At 46.5% G+C, this 17126-nt stretch carries 15 protein-coding genes and 1 tRNA gene; 2 read left to right on the top strand and 14 right to left on the bottom strand.

Annotated features, from left to right (window positions below; genetic code table 11):
• Positions 1–12: 12 nt before the first annotated feature.
• The 7 genes from CWC46_RS21660 to CWC46_RS21690 all read right to left on the bottom strand — a co-directional run bounded on the left by CWC46_RS21660 (position 13) and on the right by CWC46_RS21690 (position 7816).
• On the bottom strand, positions 13–1374 hold the full coding sequence (locus CWC46_RS21660; protein WP_021014453.1) for a phosphohexomutase domain-containing protein: 1362 nt from the start codon (positions 1372–1374) through the stop codon (positions 13–15).
• Positions 1371–2801 (bottom strand): mannose-1-phosphate guanylyltransferase/mannose-6-phosphate isomerase, encoded by a 1431-nt coding sequence (locus CWC46_RS21665; protein WP_021014452.1) that lies wholly within the window; start codon positions 2799–2801, stop codon positions 1371–1373. The genes CWC46_RS21660 and CWC46_RS21665 overlap by 4 nt, the downstream gene beginning before the upstream one ends.
• A gap of 1002 nt (positions 2802–3803) precedes the next feature.
• The gene (gene rfbC / locus CWC46_RS21670; protein ID WP_021014451.1) at positions 3804–4364 is read right to left on the bottom strand and encodes a dTDP-4-dehydrorhamnose 3,5-epimerase; all 561 of its coding nucleotides are present in this window, start codon (positions 4362–4364) and stop codon (positions 3804–3806) included.
• Between the two features lie 6 nt (positions 4365–4370).
• Positions 4371–5243, bottom strand: a complete 873-nt coding sequence (gene rfbD / locus CWC46_RS21675; RefSeq protein ID WP_021014450.1) for a dTDP-4-dehydrorhamnose reductase — start codon at positions 5241–5243, stop codon at positions 4371–4373.
• Between the two features lie 25 nt (positions 5244–5268).
• Positions 5269–6132, bottom strand: a complete 864-nt coding sequence (gene rfbA, locus CWC46_RS21680) for a glucose-1-phosphate thymidylyltransferase RfbA (protein WP_021014449.1) — start codon at positions 6130–6132, stop codon at positions 5269–5271.
• A complete protein-coding gene (gene rfbB / locus CWC46_RS21685; protein ID WP_021014448.1) occupies positions 6132–7199 on the bottom strand; it encodes a dTDP-glucose 4,6-dehydratase in 1068 nt (355 codons plus the stop codon). Before rfbB ends, rfbA begins: the two co-directional genes overlap by 1 nt.
• Positions 7200–7438: 239 nt before the next feature.
• Positions 7439–7816, bottom strand: a complete 378-nt coding sequence (locus tag CWC46_RS21690; protein WP_021014447.1) for a winged helix-turn-helix transcriptional regulator — start codon at positions 7814–7816, stop codon at positions 7439–7441.
• A gap of 636 nt (positions 7817–8452) precedes the next feature.
• Here CWC46_RS21690 and cspE point away from each other — a divergent pair.
• Positions 8453–8665 carry a transcription antiterminator/RNA stability regulator CspE gene (cspE, locus tag CWC46_RS21695; protein WP_021014446.1) on the top strand — a complete coding sequence of 71 codons (213 nt, stop codon included), beginning with the start codon at positions 8453–8455 and terminating at the stop codon, positions 8663–8665.
• 368 nt (positions 8666–9033) lie between these two features.
• Here the strand turns inward: cspE and CWC46_RS23430 are convergent, their stop codons facing one another.
• The 7 genes from CWC46_RS23430 to xerD all read right to left on the bottom strand — a co-directional run bounded on the left by CWC46_RS23430 (position 9034) and on the right by xerD (position 16016).
• Positions 9034–9204 carry a YnfU family zinc-binding protein gene (locus CWC46_RS23430; protein ID WP_021014445.1) on the bottom strand — a complete coding sequence of 57 codons (171 nt, stop codon included), beginning with the start codon at positions 9202–9204 and terminating at the stop codon, positions 9034–9036.
• A gap of 315 nt (positions 9205–9519) precedes the next feature.
• A tRNA-Gly gene (locus CWC46_RS21700) sits at positions 9520–9593 on the bottom strand.
• Positions 9594–9763: 170 nt separating this feature from the next.
• Positions 9764–11281, bottom strand: a complete 1518-nt coding sequence (gene lysS, locus CWC46_RS21705; protein ID WP_021014444.1) for a lysine--tRNA ligase — start codon at positions 11279–11281, stop codon at positions 9764–9766.
• Positions 11282–11290: 9 nt separating this feature from the next.
• Positions 11291–12389, bottom strand: a protein-coding gene (prfB, locus tag CWC46_RS21710) for a peptide chain release factor 2 (RefSeq protein WP_101377527.1) whose coding sequence is annotated in 2 segments (ribosomal slippage) — positions 11291–12313 and positions 12315–12389 — 1098 coding nt in all. Because the reading frame shifts where the segments join, the coding sequence is not laid out codon by codon here.
• 188 nt (positions 12390–12577) lie between these two features.
• Positions 12578–14311, bottom strand: coding sequence for a single-stranded-DNA-specific exonuclease RecJ (gene recJ, locus CWC46_RS21715; RefSeq protein ID WP_021014442.1), 1734 nt, complete (start codon positions 14309–14311; stop codon positions 12578–12580).
• Complete coding sequence (dsbC, locus tag CWC46_RS21720; protein WP_021014441.1) at positions 14312–15028, bottom strand: bifunctional protein-disulfide isomerase/oxidoreductase DsbC; 717 nt, start codon at positions 15026–15028, stop codon at positions 14312–14314.
• An 88-nt stretch (positions 15029–15116) separates the two neighbouring features.
• The gene (gene xerD, locus CWC46_RS21725; RefSeq protein ID WP_021014440.1) at positions 15117–16016 is read right to left on the bottom strand and encodes a site-specific tyrosine recombinase XerD; all 900 of its coding nucleotides are present in this window, start codon (positions 16014–16016) and stop codon (positions 15117–15119) included.
• 315 nt (positions 16017–16331) lie between these two features.
• On the opposite strand from xerD, the gene CWC46_RS21730 reads away from it, so the two are divergent.
• Positions 16332–17114, top strand: a complete 783-nt coding sequence (locus CWC46_RS21730) for an IclR family transcriptional regulator (RefSeq protein WP_021014439.1) — start codon at positions 16332–16334, stop codon at positions 17112–17114.
• The last annotated feature ends 12 nt before the right edge of the window (positions 17115–17126 follow it).

Consider the following 17126-nt stretch of genomic DNA (forward strand, 5'->3'; position numbering starts at 1 on the left):
TGAGTGGCATACTTATCCTTTAATCAAGTGATCTATTTCAGCAACCTTTGCCCATACCAGCCCTGGCTGAGCCTGGGTTTCAATGTTCAGGCGCAAAAGAGGCTCGGTATTTGAGGTACGGACATTAAGACGCCAATCTGGCATATCCATACCAAGACCATCAGTGCGATCAATACTGACAACCTCAGATTTAAAGGTTTCTTCAATACGCGCAATGATTTCTTTAGCATTGGTAACTTTATAATTAATTTCACCACTACATGGATAAGCTCGCATACGAGTACCAACCAATTCGGACAACATCGCTCCCTTAGAAGACAGTAGTTCAATAACCAACAGCCATGGAATCATACCGCTATCACAATAAGCAAAATCACGAAAGTAATGGTGAGCACTCATTTCGCCACCATATATGGCGTTTTCAGCGCGCATACGCTCCTTGATAAAAGCATGACCCGTCTTGCACTGAACTGGTGTACCACCGGCTTCCTTCACCACCTCAATGGTATTCCAGGTCAGACGTGGGTCATGGATAATCCTGGCCCCTTGGTTTTTAACCAGGAAAGCTTCAGCCAGAAGGCCTACGATATAATAGCCTTCAATGAACTCACCATTTTCGTCAAACAGGAAGCAGCGGTCAAAGTCACCATCCCATGCAATGCCTATATCTGCCTTATGCATCTTGACAGCATTAGAGGTTACAGAACGGTTTTCAGGCAATAGCGGATTAGGGATTCCATTTGGAAAATTACCATCCGGCTCATGATGAATTTTGATAAACTCAACGGGAATCTGCTGTTTCTGCAGTATCACTTCAATCGCGTCCACTACATGCCCGGCAGCACCATTACCTGAATTGACCACCAGCTTCAACGGTTTAATTTTTTTTACATCAATATAAGACATTAGATGATCGACATACTCATCCACCAGAGACAATTTGGTATAACCCCCTCTCTGATTCACAGTACAGAACTTACCCAGCTCAACTAAATCACGTATATCATTCAGCCCTGTATCACCACTAATCGGTTTGGCTCCACGGCCGACCAATTTCATTCCGTTGTAATCCATAGGATTATGGCTGGCCGTCACTTCAATCGCCCCATCCACATCTAGATGAAAAGCAGCAAAGTAGATCTCTTCTGTTCCCGTTATGCCAAGATCAATAACATCAGCACCAGCATCCCTCAATCCCTCAGACAATGCTGATTTTAGTTCTTCACTACTCAGACGAATATCACCGCCTATAGCCACTTTTTTCGCCTGCATGTATTGACCAAAAGCACGCCCAATTCGATAGGCAAGATCTACATTCAGTTCATCACCCAAACGGCCACGAATATCATAGGCCTTGAAGCAAGCTAATGTCATTGGTGAACACTCCCATTTTCATCAAATCTAACAATATCGTCGTCCCCCAGATATTCCCCACTCTGCACTTCAATCATGATGAGATCGATAACGCCTGGATTTTCTATTCTGTGTTGTTCACCTGGAGGGATGTAAGTGGATTGGTTCGTGGAAAGGAAAATATGTTTATTACCGTTGACGATCCTTGTCGCTCCAGCCATTACGATCCAGTGTTCACTTCTGTGATGGTGTAACTGCATACTCATCTTCGCGCCAGGTTTGACAAGAACACTATTGATCTTGAAATTGTGTCCTTGTTCCAACACTGTCGATGTGCCCCAGGGACGATGAACCGTTCGGTGAATCTTGTAGGCTTGATGCCCCTTGTTTTTGAGCTGGTTATAGATAGATTTTACATCCTGACCGCTATCCTTGCTGGCAACAAGCAAAGCATCCGGGGTATCGACGATGACCAGGTTATCGACACCTACCGCACCAATCACACGCTCATCAGCCTTGATATAACAGTTAGTTGCATTATGCGTCAGTATTTCAGCATCACCTTCTATGGCATTACCATTCTCATCTGGCACGATTAATGCCCCAAGCGCCGTCCAGGAACCGATATCACACCAGCCAATATTGCAGGATACAACGGATACCTGTCTGGATTTTTCCATTACTGCATAGTCGATGGAGATATCTTCAACTTGTGAGAATGTATTCATATCTAACTCAAGTTGAGTCGCCCCACCACCTTCAAGCCTGCGAGACAGGCTCATGCTATGCTTAACATCTGACAGCACCTGTGGACACAACATTTCCATTTCTTTAAGGATAGTTCCACAAGAGAAACAGAACATACCGGAGTTCCAAAGGTATTCCCCCGACTCAAGATATTCCAATGCTTTGTTATAGGAGGGTTTTTCAACAAAATGCTCAACCAGGTTACCCCGATACTTGATATATCCATATCCGGTTTCTGGTTTTTCCGGCTGGATACCAAAAGTAACTAATCGAGATTGTTTCGCAAGTTGAGAAGCTTCTGATACAGCCTGTATGAATGCAGTATGATCTTTTATCAGATGGTCGGCAGCCAGAATCATCAGTACGGCATCATCACCATATTTTTGATGTGCCAAAAGCGCCGCTGATGCAATTGCAGCGGTAGTGTTACGACCAACAGGCTCCAAAATATAAGAGATGGGAACGGTTCCTTTGTACACCTCAGAAAATGCATCAACAGCTTTAAAAAGAAGTTCCTTATTCGTGACGGTAATGATCTCCTTAACACCATCAAATGTTAGAGCACGCAACAGAGCCTTTTGAATCAGACTACTTCCGTCGGCCAAACGAATAAATGGTTTCGGGTGCTGCTCACGAGAAACTGGCCAAAGCCGTGATCCACTTCCACCACACATGATCACGGGAATAATCGTTATTGACAAAGAGACCTCCTGCCCTTATAGGTTTCTCTTGCACCATAAGGGGTGTAGTTACATGAAATTTTCCTTAAAAATAGTAACAACAGATAAAAAATACTAGTTTCAGGCAAAGCTACCGCACGAAAGTAGGCACTCCCGATGCAAATATATTGTACAAATTTTGCTTTTGGTATTCACCAAATCACCCTAGGCCAAATCCCCAAGACAGTGTACGGATTAGTCCTTTTCACACTACATCTACATTTATTACACGGTAATGATCAGCACTCGCGCAGATGTATCTTTCTTACATTTCCTCCAGGGTATCATCGCGCCATCAGACCGAATCAACGTGTCCGGGCATGATATTGACTACCTAAAAATTCTATCGATTATACGCTGATGCCATCATTACCATTTGCTTTGTCAGTATCTATTCCATGGAGATGGTATTCACAATGAAACGTAACGCAGAACAAGAATGAAATCATGGCGCATAGTCGTCCTACGGGCAAGTTCGACAGCATAGAAGGAGTTTTTTCAGACGTATCCCAAAGGGACGAAGCCACTTCAAGACAATGTTTCGTTATTCCCTTATATAACTGCAGTGTCATTCTGGGCACCGATTTAGGAGCATTGAAGTAGTCAATAAAAATTGGCCATGGCTTTTTAGTCATTTTCAGAATCTTTCCGATTCATTGGATATGAACCCATCGTGGTATTGGCAAGGATGGTGTTGGTTGTAATCACCAATAATATAATTATAGTGCTCCCATTTAAGCCAGACATTTCACCACAAGTATTAAGACGAAGGGGCTGACAGGTATTTAGCCCACCCTATCAGCACTGCTCGAAGTATAATACTAGCTCATTGATGTAAATTTTGTGGAAATCCCTCAGCCCATAGTGTGCTAACAAATGTGGCCGTTACATGAATACCGTGAACAGATGTTAGTGACCAATCACCCGTATCCGTTTTTTGTGAAGCAACGACAACGATCGCAATTAACGTGCCTAAATCAGCACTCAAAACAATTTGGCTCCAACACCACAAATACTATTGAAATATATACCTTTTTTATCTTTTTCGGATAAAACAGGAATGCCTGTCAACGGCCATTCAATACCAAGATCAGGGTCATTCCATAAAATGGACTGCTCAGCATTGGGATTATAATAATCAGTACATTTATAAACGAATTCGGCTTCATGACTGGTCACATAAAAACCATGCGCAAATCCTTCAGGAATCCAAAGTTGACGCTTGTTTTCAGCAGAAAGGTAAACACCGGTCCATTGACCAAACGTGGATGACGATTTACGTATATCAACGGCAACATCGTAAACCTCACCAGAAATAACACGCACCAACTTACCTTGAGCATTCTCAGTCTGATAATGAAGACCGCGTAAAATGCCTTGTCTCGATTTTGAATGATTGTCCTGAACAAAATTGCAAGGGCGTTTTACCACCATATCCTCGAATTTTTTTTGCTGCCAGGTTTCCATAAAAAAACCACGTTCATCACCAAATACAACGGGTTCAATAATTTTTACATCAGGAATTTCAGTATTGATAACGTTCATAATCTATTATTTATATGCATGAATATTATTTAGTGCCAGTTGCCAGTTACTCGGTTCGATACCAAATTGTGCATTGATCTTCTGGCAATTCAAACGAGAGTTTACCGGCCGTTTCGCCCGGGTTGGATAAGCCGAAGTGGGAATTGATGTTAGAACAGGGATCGTCTGCAGGACGGATTTTTCCGCTGCATGAACAAAAATGGCTTTAGCAAAATCAAACCAGCTTACATGAGGCATACCAGAGAAATGGTAAATTCCCCATTCCGGAATTTTACCTGTTTCCAGGTAGTCCACCATTTTGATCAAAGCACCCGCGATGTCGCCCGCATAAGTTGGGCCACCAAACTGATCACCAACAATACTCAGTACCTCGCGAGTTGCCCCTAAGCGCAGCATCGTTTTGACAAAATTATTGCCATGCTCACCAAATACCCAGGCAGTTCTCATAATTAAAAACTTATCGGTTGCTGCTGCCACCGCAAGTTCTCCGGCAAGTTTACTTTTGCCATATACGCTCTGCGGATTGCAGGGCATTGTCTCATCATAAACAGATTCACTGTCACCATCATAGACATAGTCGGTCGAGATATGCAGCAACACCGCACCGATTTTTTTTGCTGCGTCGGCAAGATAGGCTGGCCCATCACGGTTTATTGCATAAGAGAGATCTATTTCATCTTCGGCTTTATCTACAGCAGTATGTGCCGCCGCATTGATAATGTAGTCAGGCTTGAATTGCGTAATAGCACGAGCCACCGCTACTTTATCAGTGATGTTCAGTTCATTCCGATCTACGGCCAACAATTCGGCCTTACCGGCCAATTGAGAGACCAGACAATGTCCTACCTGACCACCACTACCTGTAATTAATACTTTCATGATTTCCAATCCTGAAATCGTTCGGTTATTTAAGCAGAGCCATAAGATATTTACCGTACTCATTCTTCAACATAGGCTCAGCAAGCGACATCAACTCTTGATTAGATAACCAACCATTTCGCCAGGCAATTTCTTCCAGACAAGCTACTTTTAGCCCTTGAACATTCTCAATGGTTTGTACGAAAGAAGACGCATCATGCAAACTCTCATGCGTTCCCGTATCCAACCAGGCAAATCCGCGACCAAAAATCTCTACGTTCAATGAGCCATCATCGAGATACATCTGATTAATTGACGTAATCTCCAGCTCTCCTCTGTGAGAGGGTTTTACTCGCCTGGCAAACTCAATAACTCGTTTATCGTAAAAATAGAGACCGGTGACAGCATAGTGTGATTTGGGTTTAGCTGGTTTTTCTTCTATTGAGATGGCTTTCATTTCGGTATCAAATTCAACTACGCCAAAACGTTCAGGATCTCTTACCTGATAACCAAATATCGTGGCACCGAACACTTTCTCAGCGGCACTTTTCAGCATTTTACTGAATGATTGTCCGTAGAAAATGTTATCCCCTAACACCAGACAGCATCTGTCTTGCCCAATGAACTTTTCGCCAATAATAAATGCCTGGGCCAAACCATCTGGACTGGGCTGAATAGCATATTCGATATGGATGCCAAAACTGCTGCCATCCCCAAGCAGGCGGCGGAAACTATCACTGTCCTCAGGGGTGGTGATAATAAGCACATCTCTGATATCTGCTAGCATCAGTGTCGAAAGCGGATAATAGATCATCGGCTTATTGTAGATAGGCAACAACTGCTTTGATACGCCGCGAGTAATGGGATAAAGACGAGTGCCGGAACCACCGGCCAGAATAATACCTTTCATTATTTATCCCCCGCGCCTAACCGTTCACGGCTATAAGAACCATCAAGGACACGGCTCCACCAGCTCTGATTATTCAAATACCACTCTACTGTTTTGCGAATCCCGGACTCAAAGGTTTCTTCCGGTACCCAGCCAAGATCCCGTGCAATTTTTCCGGCATCAATAGCATAACGAACATCGTGACCGGGCCGATCTTTAACATAGATAATCAGATCCTGATACGCCTTCACGCCCTGGGGCTTATTGGGAACCAACTCTTCCAATAGTGAACATATTGTTTTCACCACACCAATATTGGTTTTTTCGTTATGACCGCCAATATTGTACGTCTCCCCGACTTTCCCTTCGGAAACGACCTTATAAAGGGCTCTGGCATGATCCTCAACAAATAGCCAGTCACGAATCTGCATTCCATCGCCATAGACAGGTAACGGTTTCCCTTCAAGCGCATTAAGAATCATTAGTGGTATGAGCTTTTCCGGAAAATGGTAGGGGCCATAGTTATTCGAGCAGTTGGTGATAATGGTCGGCAAACCATAAGTCCGATACCATGCCCGAACCAGGTGATCACTTGACGCCTTGGAAGCAGAATAAGGGCTGCTTGGAGAATAAGATGTCGACTCAGTGAAAAGCCCGTCAGCACTGTCCAGGTCACCATAGACTTCATCGGTAGAGATATGATGGAAACGAAATCCGGATTTTTTCTCCGTACCTAATGTATTCCAGTAAGTACGAGCAGACTCCAGCAGGGTATAAGTTCCCACGATATTCGTTTCAATAAAGGCAGCCGGGCCATCAATTGAGCGATCAACATGCGATTCTGCAGCCAGATGCATGACAACGTCTGGCTGGTGTACCTGGAAAACGTGATCCATTCTGGGCCGATCGCAAATATCGACCTGCTCGAACGTATACCGTTCATGGTTTTCGATATCGGTCAGAGACTCCAGATTTCCCGCATAGGTAAGCTTATCAACGTTAACAACAGCATTCGCCGTATTTTTAATGATATGACGAACTACCGAGGAACCAATAAAACCGGCCCCGCCTGTAACCAGTATTTTCATGCTATTACATCCAATGACGAAATTGCTCGGGTCCGACAAGAGCTAATCCTGAAGCGACAACTGACAAGCCTTAATCACGCTCTCGCCCTTAGTACCGCGCTTGAAAGACAAATTTTAATTCAATTATTGATTATCAGTGTTTTTGACTGTCTGATAATGAAATCAAATTAACAGGGAAACAGTGCGCACATTCTACATGCCCATTGAGCAAGGTGTAAAACACCACGGGTTGACTCCTGTTAATCAAGTGACGCGGTGACATTAGCTTCATCGTAACGCTGCTGAGACTGCATTATCACCTCGATATTGTTTTCGGCCCAATGTGTTAATTCGTTAATGGTTTTAACTAATGTTTGCCCCAACGAGGTAATGGAATATTCCACTGTCACCGGTACCGTGGCGAAAGCCTGCCGGTGAATCAGACCATCACGTTCCAGATTTTTCAGTGTCTGTGACAACACCTTCTGAGATATTCCTTCGACATCCCGTCGCAGTTGGTTAAATCGTACCGGTTCATCTGCTAAGCGATCCAAAATCAATAACGCCCACTTGTTAGATAAACGATCCAGTACAAAGCGGGCTGGGCAGTTTTTGCTATACACATTGAATTCAGACATAACGTTCATCCTCAAAAAACATTCCATCAGAGTGAAATATTCACCGTCAACTCCAACACCCCGCTAACCATAATGCACTTGATATCTTATTGAAAGTTAGTTTCAAATAAATACCAACATAACAAACCCACTGCCAATAGACATTTTAAAAATGCCACTTTTAATTACTATCCTACTTCTACCCAATTATTTTATAACGCTACGAATACATTGATATAAACGGTTTGATTTATCTCAGGAGAGATTTTATTTCTCTTATACCCACTATTTGTTGAGGAAGGATCCAAGACAACGATCTATGATAAATATCATGCTACAAATCATAACGATACCATTCATGACGATAATCATTTCACTGAGTATTTATGCCTCCCTTCGACTTTTTACTACTGGCTTTTTAAGGATTATTGAACTTTATAAAAATAAAGCTTGCTTAATGAACATCAGATGTGTGTTAATAGCGCCATCGGTTTGCAAGTCAGACCTTATGTAAGCAGTTTTAGTAAAGCAGTCCTCAGTTCAAGCGCTATCATAGATATCTCTTCTTCATAGGTCTCACCTAAGTGCATCATAAGCTATCTCGAAGGCAGGCCATAATACCCACATTTTGTGGAAAAAATTATAAAGGAAATATCTGTGTCTAATAAAATGACTGGTTTAGTAAAATGGTTTAACGCCGATAAAGGTTTTGGTTTTATCAGCCCTGCTGATGGTAGCAAAGATGTATTCGTACATTTCTCCGCTATCCAGAGTGATGATTTCAAAACACTGTATGAAGGTCAGAATGTGGAATTCTCTATTGAGAATGGCCAGAAAGGACCGTCAGCAGGTAATGTCGTTATACTGTAACCAGTATGCGCCAATGAAGCTTATAACAGCAATGAAAGTATATCTCTGAGCAGCTAAGCTTCATAAAAAAACAATCCATATAATGTGGATTGTTTTTTTTGCATTCAACATAGGGGTCAATATAATCATTTCACTATCCATTATTCCACAACATCACAGATAGCCATTCAAATAAATCACCGATGATTTTTATTCATAATTAAAATTGCCATCATGAAAATAATGATAAAAATAACCCGCCCATGAAAATCGTAAAAATATATAAATAATTTATTTTCACATAAATAAATCGCATACCTTCTAATAAATCAGGTCAACGCTAATAATGTATTATTTTAATAAAACCTATAGGTTCTATATTCTAGAATTTACGACGGTTTCGCATCTTTAGGCAAAAAAAGCGTGCCGCAGTTAGGGCAAATCAGCGTAACATCCTTACTGATTTTTGAGGCTGTCTGTTTAGTCACATAGGCACATTTAGGACACGCGATAGAAACTTTCCGCTCATTAAACAGTTTTAATCCATCCAAAAAAGACATCACGGTTTCCTCACCATAGATGGGTGGCTAATAATACGCCGTTAGAAAGAGAATTACCCGATATGTTTACTCCTTGACCACACCAGTTAGATGTCTGACGTTTCCTCTGTCGCTCTCGTATCGGTACTCATTACCGCCATAATACCATTAGTATAGACATTACTGGCCCAACGCGTGTCTGGCGTCAACCATCCTCGTTTTACCGTGTCCGTTCGTGCACGCGCAGTCACATCACGGCGCAGAAACAACCGCAACGCAAAAGAAAAAATTTATTGAGGATAAAATTTGGTAAGGAGTATGAGATTAGACTATTTTTGGAGCGAGCGAAGGGAATCGAACCCTCGTATAGAGCTTGGGAAGCTCTCGTTCTACCATTGAACTACGCTCGCATAATAAATTGCACTGCATTATAACGCTATCTGTTTGCCGGGCAAGACAAAAACCCAGCCAACTGCATACGGTTTGAGCAATCAACCTGCCAGTACAGCAATCAGCAGAGAATGTGACAAAAAAACCGGTGCATAAGGCACCGGTTTTGATATCACGATAGTTGCAGTGATTATTTCTGCGGACGCATGGCCGGGAACAGGATCACGTCGCGTATCGTATGGCTATTGGTGAACAGCATTACCATACGGTCGATACCGATACCCAGACCTGCCGTCGGCGGCATACCATGCTCCAGCGCCGTGACATAATCTTCATCATAGAACATGGCTTCATCATCGCCCGCGTCTTTGGCTCGAACCTGATCGGCGAAACGTGCAGCCTGATCCTCTGCATCATTCAGCTCGGAGAAACCGTTACCAATTTCACGACCACCGATGAAAAACTCGAAACGATCAGTAATATCCGGGTTCTGATCATTACGACGTGCCAGCGGAGAAACTTCTGCCGGATATTCAGTAATGAAGGTGGGTTGAATCAGATTACTTTCCGCCGTTTCTTCAAAGATCTCGGTGACGATGCGGCCTAAGCCCCAGCTTTTCTCGATTTTGATCCCCAAAGATTGAGCAATCGCGGCGGCTTTATCAAAATCATCCAGATCGGCGACATCGGTTTCCGGCCGATATTTGCAAATCGCTTCGCGCATGGTCAGCTTTTCAAACGGTTTGCCGAAATCGAAAGTCTGATCGCCGTACTGTATGGTCGTCGTGCCTAGCACGTCCTGCGTCAGCGTACGAAACAGGCTTTCCGTCAACACAATCAGGTCTTTATAATCGGCATACGCCATATAAAGCTCCATCATGGTGAACTCAGGGTTATGACGCGGGGAAACGCCTTCATTACGGAAGTTGCGGTTGATTTCAAATACGCGCTCAAACCCTCCCACCACCAGACGTTTCAGATACAGTTCCGGCGCGATGCGCAGATACATATCAATATCCAACGCATTGTGATGAGTCACGAACGGGCGAGCCGCCGCACCGCCGGGGATAACCTGCATCATCGGCGTTTCCACTTCCATAAAACCGTTACCAACCATAAAGCCGCGGATCGCCGCCATCACCTTTGAACGGATGCGGAAAGTGTGACGGGACTCCTCGTTAGCGATCAAATCCAGATAACGCTGACGATAACGGGTTTCCTGATCCGCCAGACCGTGGAATTTATCCGGCAACGGACGCAGCGCTTTGGTTAACAGACGCAGTTCAGTACAGTGAATAGAGAGCTCGCCGGTTTTGGTTTTGAACAGCTTACCGCGTGCGCCGAGAATATCCCCCAGGTCCCACTTTTTGAACTGTTCGTTGTAAATGCCTTCCGCCAGATCATCACGGGAAACATACAATTGAATACGGCCACCAACGTCCTGTAACGTCGCGAAAGAGGCTTTCCCCATGATACGGCGGGTCATCATCCGGCCAGCTACCGTGACTTCAAGATTCAGTGCTTCCAGTTCTTCATTTTCTTTATCGTCGTAACTGGCGTGCAGTTGTTCAGAGATGCTGTCGCGGCGAAAATCATTCGGGAATGCAATGCCTTTTTCACGCAGCGCTGCCAGTTTTTCACGACGTGCTTTCAGTTCGTTATTAAGATCCTGCGCCTGCTCGGCACCCTGTGATTGAGGTTCAGACATGTGGATTCCTTATAGCCCCGCTTTTAAACTTGCTTCAATAAATTTATCCAGATCACCATCCAGTACCGACTGAGTATTTCGCGTTTCCACCCCGGTACGTAAATCCTTGATACGGGAATCATCCAGCACATAGGATCGAATCTGGCTTCCCCAGCCGATATCTGACTTACTGTCTTCCATCACCTGTTTCTCAGCATTTTTCTTCTGCATTTCAAACTCGTACAGCTTGGCTTTCAACTGTTTCATCGCCTGATCTTTGTTTTTATGCTGGGAACGGTCATTCTGGCACTGAGTAACAATGTTGGTAGGAAGATGGGTAATACGTACCGCAGACTCGGTTCGGTTAACGTGCTGACCACCCGCCCCGGAAGCACGGTAAACATCAATACGCAGGTCCGCAGGATTGATTTCGATATCAATATCGTCATCCACTTCAGGGTAGACGAAAGCGGAACTGAAGGAGGTATGACGACGACCGCCGGAATCAAACGGACTCTTACGCACCAGACGGTGTACGCCGGTTTCAGTACGCAGCCAACCATACGCGTAATCACCCATGATTTTGATGGTGGCAGACTTGGTGCCGGCGACTTCACCATCAGACTCTTCAATGATTTCGGTTTTGAAACCTTTGGCTTCCGCCCAGCGCAAATACATGCGCACCAACATGCTGGCCCAGTCCTGGGCTTCTGTACCGCCAGAGCCCGCCTGAATATCAAGATAACAGTCTGCACTGTCATATTCGCCAGAGAACATGCGGCGGAATTCAAGCTGACCCAGTTTATTTTCCAAAATATCCAGTTCGGCGCTGGTTTCGTTGAAGGTGTCTTCGTCGTCCTCTTCCACCGCCAGCTCCAGCAAGCCAGTCACATCGTCCAGTCCTTGTGTCATCTGGTCGATAGTTTCGACGATAGCTTCCAGCGAGGAGCGCTCTTTCCCCAGCGTCTGTGCACGTTCAGGTTCATTCCAGACGTCAGGCTGTTCCAGCTCGGCGTTTACTTCTTCGAGGCGTTCTTTCTTGGCATCGTAGTCAAAGATACCCCCTAAGGACGGCTGTTCTTTCAGACAGGTCCTGAATGCGGATTTTTACCGGATTAATTTCAAACATGATTTTTAGAATCTTACGTTAAGTCGTAGATGACGGAGTGTATTTAAACCATCAATTCTAACGGATTAAGCTCAGGGTTTATAGCGATCTGTACAGATTTTGACGCTATCCGACGTGATCGGGCTCTGGCTGGCAAGATACCGAGACCAGAGCAAAGACAAAAGCAGGATAATCACCACGAATCGGCATTACAATGGCCACAGATGTTCAATCAGTAACTGTACTGAGCGTTTGCCGCGGTATTCATTAACATCCAGTTTATAAGCCATCTCCACCTGCCGTACGCTGATATCTGGCCACAACAACGTGTCGATGTTAAAGGCGATACCATCCAGCAGCGGCCCGCCGTTCAGCGGTTCCACCATAACCTTCAGATGACGTTCTCCCACCAGTTTTTGCTGCAACAGACGAAAGCGTCCATCAAATGTCGGTTCCGGAAATGCCTGCCCCCACGGGCCAGCCTCGCGCAACATTTCCGCGGTAGTCAGCGTCAGATCGGGTAATTCCAGTTCTCCGTCCGACCAGATCACACCTTCTAACTGCGATGCATCCAGCCAGTCGCCCACCAACTCACCGAAACGCAGCCGGAATTCATCAAAACGGGTTTCCTCCAGCGATAATCCAGCGGCCATCGCATGGCCGCCAAATTTCAGCATCAAACCGGGATAAAGCGTATCCAGTCGCTCCAGCGCATCGCGCAGATGCAACCCGGCAATTGAACGTCCTGAACCTTTCAGGATACCGTCACCGGCAGGCGCAAAAGCGATCACCGGACGGTGAAAGCGCTCTTTGATACGTGACGCCAGAATACCGACCACACCCTGATGCCATTCCGGGTGGTACATCGCCAGCCCATAGGGTAATGCGTCACGGCTGCTTTCCAACTGCTCACACAGACGCAGCGCTTCCACCTGCATCCCTTGCTCAATCTCACGCCGGGTCTGATTCAGCACGTCTAAATCATTGGCCAGCATCCGCGCCTGCACAATGTCATCACTCAGCAGCAACGCTACACCGATGGACATATCATCCAGCCTTCCCGCCGCATTCAACCGCGGTCCCAGCGCAAAGCCCAGATCACTGGCGGCCAATTTACTGGCGTCACGATTAGCGACTTCCAGCAAAGCGCGGATACCCGCACGGCATTTCCCCGCGCGAATACGGCTTAATCCCTGCGCGACCAGAATGCGGTTATTGGCATCCAGCGGTACCACATCAGCAACAGTGCCAAGCGCCACCAAATCCAGCAGCTCTGCCAGATTAGGCTCAGCCAGTCCCTGTTGCACGAACCAGCCAGTCTCCCGCAGTCTGGCACGTAGCGCCATCATCAGATAAAACGCCACACCGACGCCCGCCAGCGATTTGGACGGAAACGCACAGCCGGACAAATTGGGGTTAATCATGGCATCGGCGGCAGGCAGAGTTTCACCCGGCAGATGATGGTCAGTCACCAGTACGCTAATGCCTCGTTGATGGGCATCATCCACACCGGCATGGGAAGAGATACCGTTATCCACGGTAACGATTAATTCCGCGCCTTTTGCCGCCGCCTGCGCCACCACCTCCGGACTCAGGCCGTAGCCATCTTCAAAGCGATTTGGCACCAGATATTGAATATGACGGCCGCCCATACTGCGCAGCGCCAACAACGTCAATGCGGTACTGGTGGCACCGTCGGCGTCGAAATCGCCGACGATCACGATGCAAAGGTTGTCGGCCAGTGCTTGCTGTAACACATCAACCGCATGTTCAATACCGTCCAGCAAATGGTAGTCCAATAATCCCCGCAGGCTGCGTTCCAGCTCTTGTGCCGCCTTAACCCCACGTTGAGCATACAGCCGGCGTAACAAAGGCGGCAGAGAAACGGGTAAATCAATATGTTCCGCCGCCGGACGGCGACGGAGCTGGGTAATGAATTCCACTTAATCACCTGACTTCAGTGATGCCTTATGCGCTTCCAGCATAGCAAGCATCTCTTTCGGATCCTGGTAACCTGGAACCACCGTGCCATCGTCCATCACGATAGCCGGCGTACCCCGCACACCGAACAATACGCCAAGCCGGTACTGCGCAGTGATGTCGGTCTTGCAGGTAGCCGGAGAAATATCATCCCCTTTCATCGCGGCATCAAACGCTTTTTTGCGATCGGCGACACACCAGATGGACTGCATGTCTTTTGCTGTCTCCGAGTGAGGCCCCTGCCGTGGAAACGCCAGATAGCGCACGGTAATACCCAAGACGTTGTAATCGCTCATCTGCTCATGCAGCTTGCGGCAGTAACCACAAGTGATATCGGTGAATACCGTGATGACGTGCTTTTCATGCGCCGCCTTGTAGATGATCATCTGATCCTGCAAGGCTTCCATGTTATTTTTCAACGCATGATTAGTGACATTGACCGGTGTCTTACCGCTGACATCATATAGCGGCCCCTGTAGCAGGTGTTTGCCATCTTCAGTGATATACAACACTCCACCGTTGGTCAGCAGCGCTTTCATCCCATTGACCGGAGCGTCCTGAATCTCTGCATTCTGCATCCCCAGACGGGCCAGTGTCTGTTTGATTGCCGCATCATCGGCGTGAGCCAGCCCGGTTACGCTGGTAGCCAACAAAGAAAGCAGTAATACACTCTTTTTCATTCGTTAATCCTGTTATCGGTAAGGCGCATGCGCCGGGCTAATCCGTTATGGCAGGTCGTCGTCAGCCATCATATCCGTAAATGGTCTGTCATGCCCGAGGATGATGCTGTTTATGCAGTTGTTTAAGGCGCTCTGTCGCGACATGTGTATAAATTTGCGTGGTGGAAAGGTCACTATGACCCAATAGCATCTGTACAACCCGCAAATCGGCGCCGTGGTTCAATAAGTGGGTCGCAAAGGCATGACGCAAAACATGCGGAGAGAGTTTCGCACTATCAATAGAGGCGAGAATCGCATAGTGCTTGATACGATGCCAGAAAGTCTGGCGTGTCATTTTCTGACTCCGGTTACTGGGAAACATGATATCCAGTGTCCGACCATTCAGTAACCAGGGACGGCTGTATTCCAGGTACTGCTCCAGCCAGTAAACCGCTTCTTCCCCCAGCGGTACCAGCCGTTCCTTGTTACCTTTTCCGACTATGCGCACCACCCCCTGACGCAGGCTGACATCACTGATGGTCAGTCCCACCAGTTCAGAGACACGCAACCCAGTGGCGTACAACACTTCCAGCATGGCTTTATCCCGCAGTTCAAGCGGTTGCTCGACGCTGGGTGCCTTCAATAGAGAGTCGACTTGCGCCTCCGACAAGTCTTTTGGTAAACGCTGGGGTAACTTGGGAGAAGAGAGCACCGCACTAGGATCGTCCAGCCGCTGTTTTTCCCGATAAAGATATTGAAACAGGCGCCGCATGGCACTCAACAGACGAGCCGAACTGGTCGCTTTATAGCCACCCTCGATCCGTTCCGCCAAAAATGCTTGTAAATCCAGTGATTGAACCTGCAATAGATGATTGTCGTGATGCGCCAGCCACTCGGCCAGCGACTGCAAATCCAGCCGATAAGACGCCAGCGTATTCTCCGCCAGATTCCGCTCCAGCCATAAGGCATCGAGAAACTGCTCAATCAATGCCTGATCCTGTTCATGCATACGCTTTTCCTCTTTATCTTTCGGCTGACGCTTATCTGTCTCTACAACCTATTTTCCGTTGCAACAGAACATGAATGGAATAAAACCACGCTGAATACCATCCATGTTACGCCAACAGAAAATGAAGACGGCTCCGTAATATGAATTGTCAGTACAACCTGTTGTACTCAAAACAAAAAAATCTGTGAAGTTGTTCACAATTATAAATGCTATTTTCCCGTTTTTTCGCACCACCTACGGTTACATGACCTCCGTCACATAATACCCGAAGAGAACCCACAATACTGATTCCACTAAGCAAGACAGGAGTCCAATATGTTGGAATCAAGCAAAGTTCCGGCGCTGACCCGCGCGATAGAGATCATGAATCTGATTGCCCGCCGAGGTCCACTTTCAGCCGCAGAGATCATTGCTGAACTCACCATCCCGAAAAGCACCGCCTATCTGTTGCTGGCTGAACTGAAGCGGCATCGCTTCATCTCTGTGGATACCAACGATAACTATTGCCTGTGGACAAAACTGGTGGAGTTGGCAGAACACGCGCTTAGCAAAATCGATCTGCGTGAAATCTCCCGTGCACGCCTGACACAATTGATGGAGCAGACCAACCTGCTTTGTCATCTGGGAATCATTGACAATGGGAACGCCTACTACATTCTGAAAGTCGAATCCTCTTCCACTATCAGCGTGCGTTCACACGAAGGGAAAAGCCTGTCGCTCTCGCGTTCGGGTATCGGCAAATGTCTGCTCGCCTGGCAGCCGGAAGAACAGCGCGAAAAGATTATCGCCAACCTCGACTTCACAGCCAAAACCCCCAGCACCATCACGACACCGGAGCAATTACACACCGAACTCAACCATATTCGCCGCCAGGGCTGGAGCTATGACAATGGCGAAGATTATCGGGATGTTCGCTGCGTCGCCGCACCGGTATTCAACAGTCGTAACGAACTCACTGCCGCCATTTCGGCAGTAGGAACACGGTTGCAAATCAATAACGACAACCGTGATCTGCTCGCGAGCCAAACCCTCGCCTGCGCCAGGGATATTTCCCGTTTACTGGGTTGGAGAAGTCCGTTCGATTCCCAAACAGCCTAAACCTTATATATA

Source organism: Prodigiosinella confusarubida (genome assembly GCF_002847015.1).
In the GTDB taxonomy this organism is placed as follows: Bacteria; Pseudomonadota; Gammaproteobacteria; order Enterobacterales; family Enterobacteriaceae; genus Prodigiosinella; species Prodigiosinella aquatilis.

Coding starts and splice junctions, on each gene's coding strand:
- CWC46_RS21660 (WP_021014453.1), bottom strand. CDS start 1,374: ATGACATTAGCTTGCTTCAAGGCCTATGATATTCGTGGCCGTTTGGGT.
- rfbC (WP_021014451.1), bottom strand. CDS start 4,364: ATGAACGTTATCAATACTGAAATTCCTGATGTAAAAATTATTGAACCC.
- rfbD (WP_021014450.1), bottom strand. CDS start 5,243: ATGAAAGTATTAATTACAGGTAGTGGTGGTCAGGTAGGACATTGTCTG.
- rfbA (WP_021014449.1), bottom strand. CDS start 6,132: ATGAAAGGTATTATTCTGGCCGGTGGTTCCGGCACTCGTCTTTATCCC.
- rfbB (WP_021014448.1), bottom strand. CDS start 7,199: ATGAAAATACTGGTTACAGGCGGGGCCGGTTTTATTGGTTCCTCGGTA.
- CWC46_RS21690 (WP_021014447.1), bottom strand. CDS start 7,816: ATGTCTGAATTCAATGTGTATAGCAAAAACTGCCCAGCCCGCTTTGTA.
- CWC46_RS23430 (WP_021014445.1), bottom strand. CDS start 9,204: ATGTCTTTTTTGGATGGATTAAAACTGTTTAATGAGCGGAAAGTTTCT.
- lysS (WP_021014444.1), bottom strand. CDS start 11,281: ATGTCTGAACCTCAATCACAGGGTGCCGAGCAGGCGCAGGATCTTAAT.
- dsbC (WP_021014441.1), bottom strand. CDS start 15,028: ATGAAAAAGAGTGTATTACTGCTTTCTTTGTTGGCTACCAGCGTAACC.
- xerD (WP_021014440.1), bottom strand. CDS start 16,016: ATGCATGAACAGGATCAGGCATTGATTGAGCAGTTTCTCGATGCCTTA.
- CWC46_RS21730 (WP_021014439.1), top strand. CDS start 16,332: ATGTTGGAATCAAGCAAAGTTCCGGCGCTGACCCGCGCGATAGAGATC.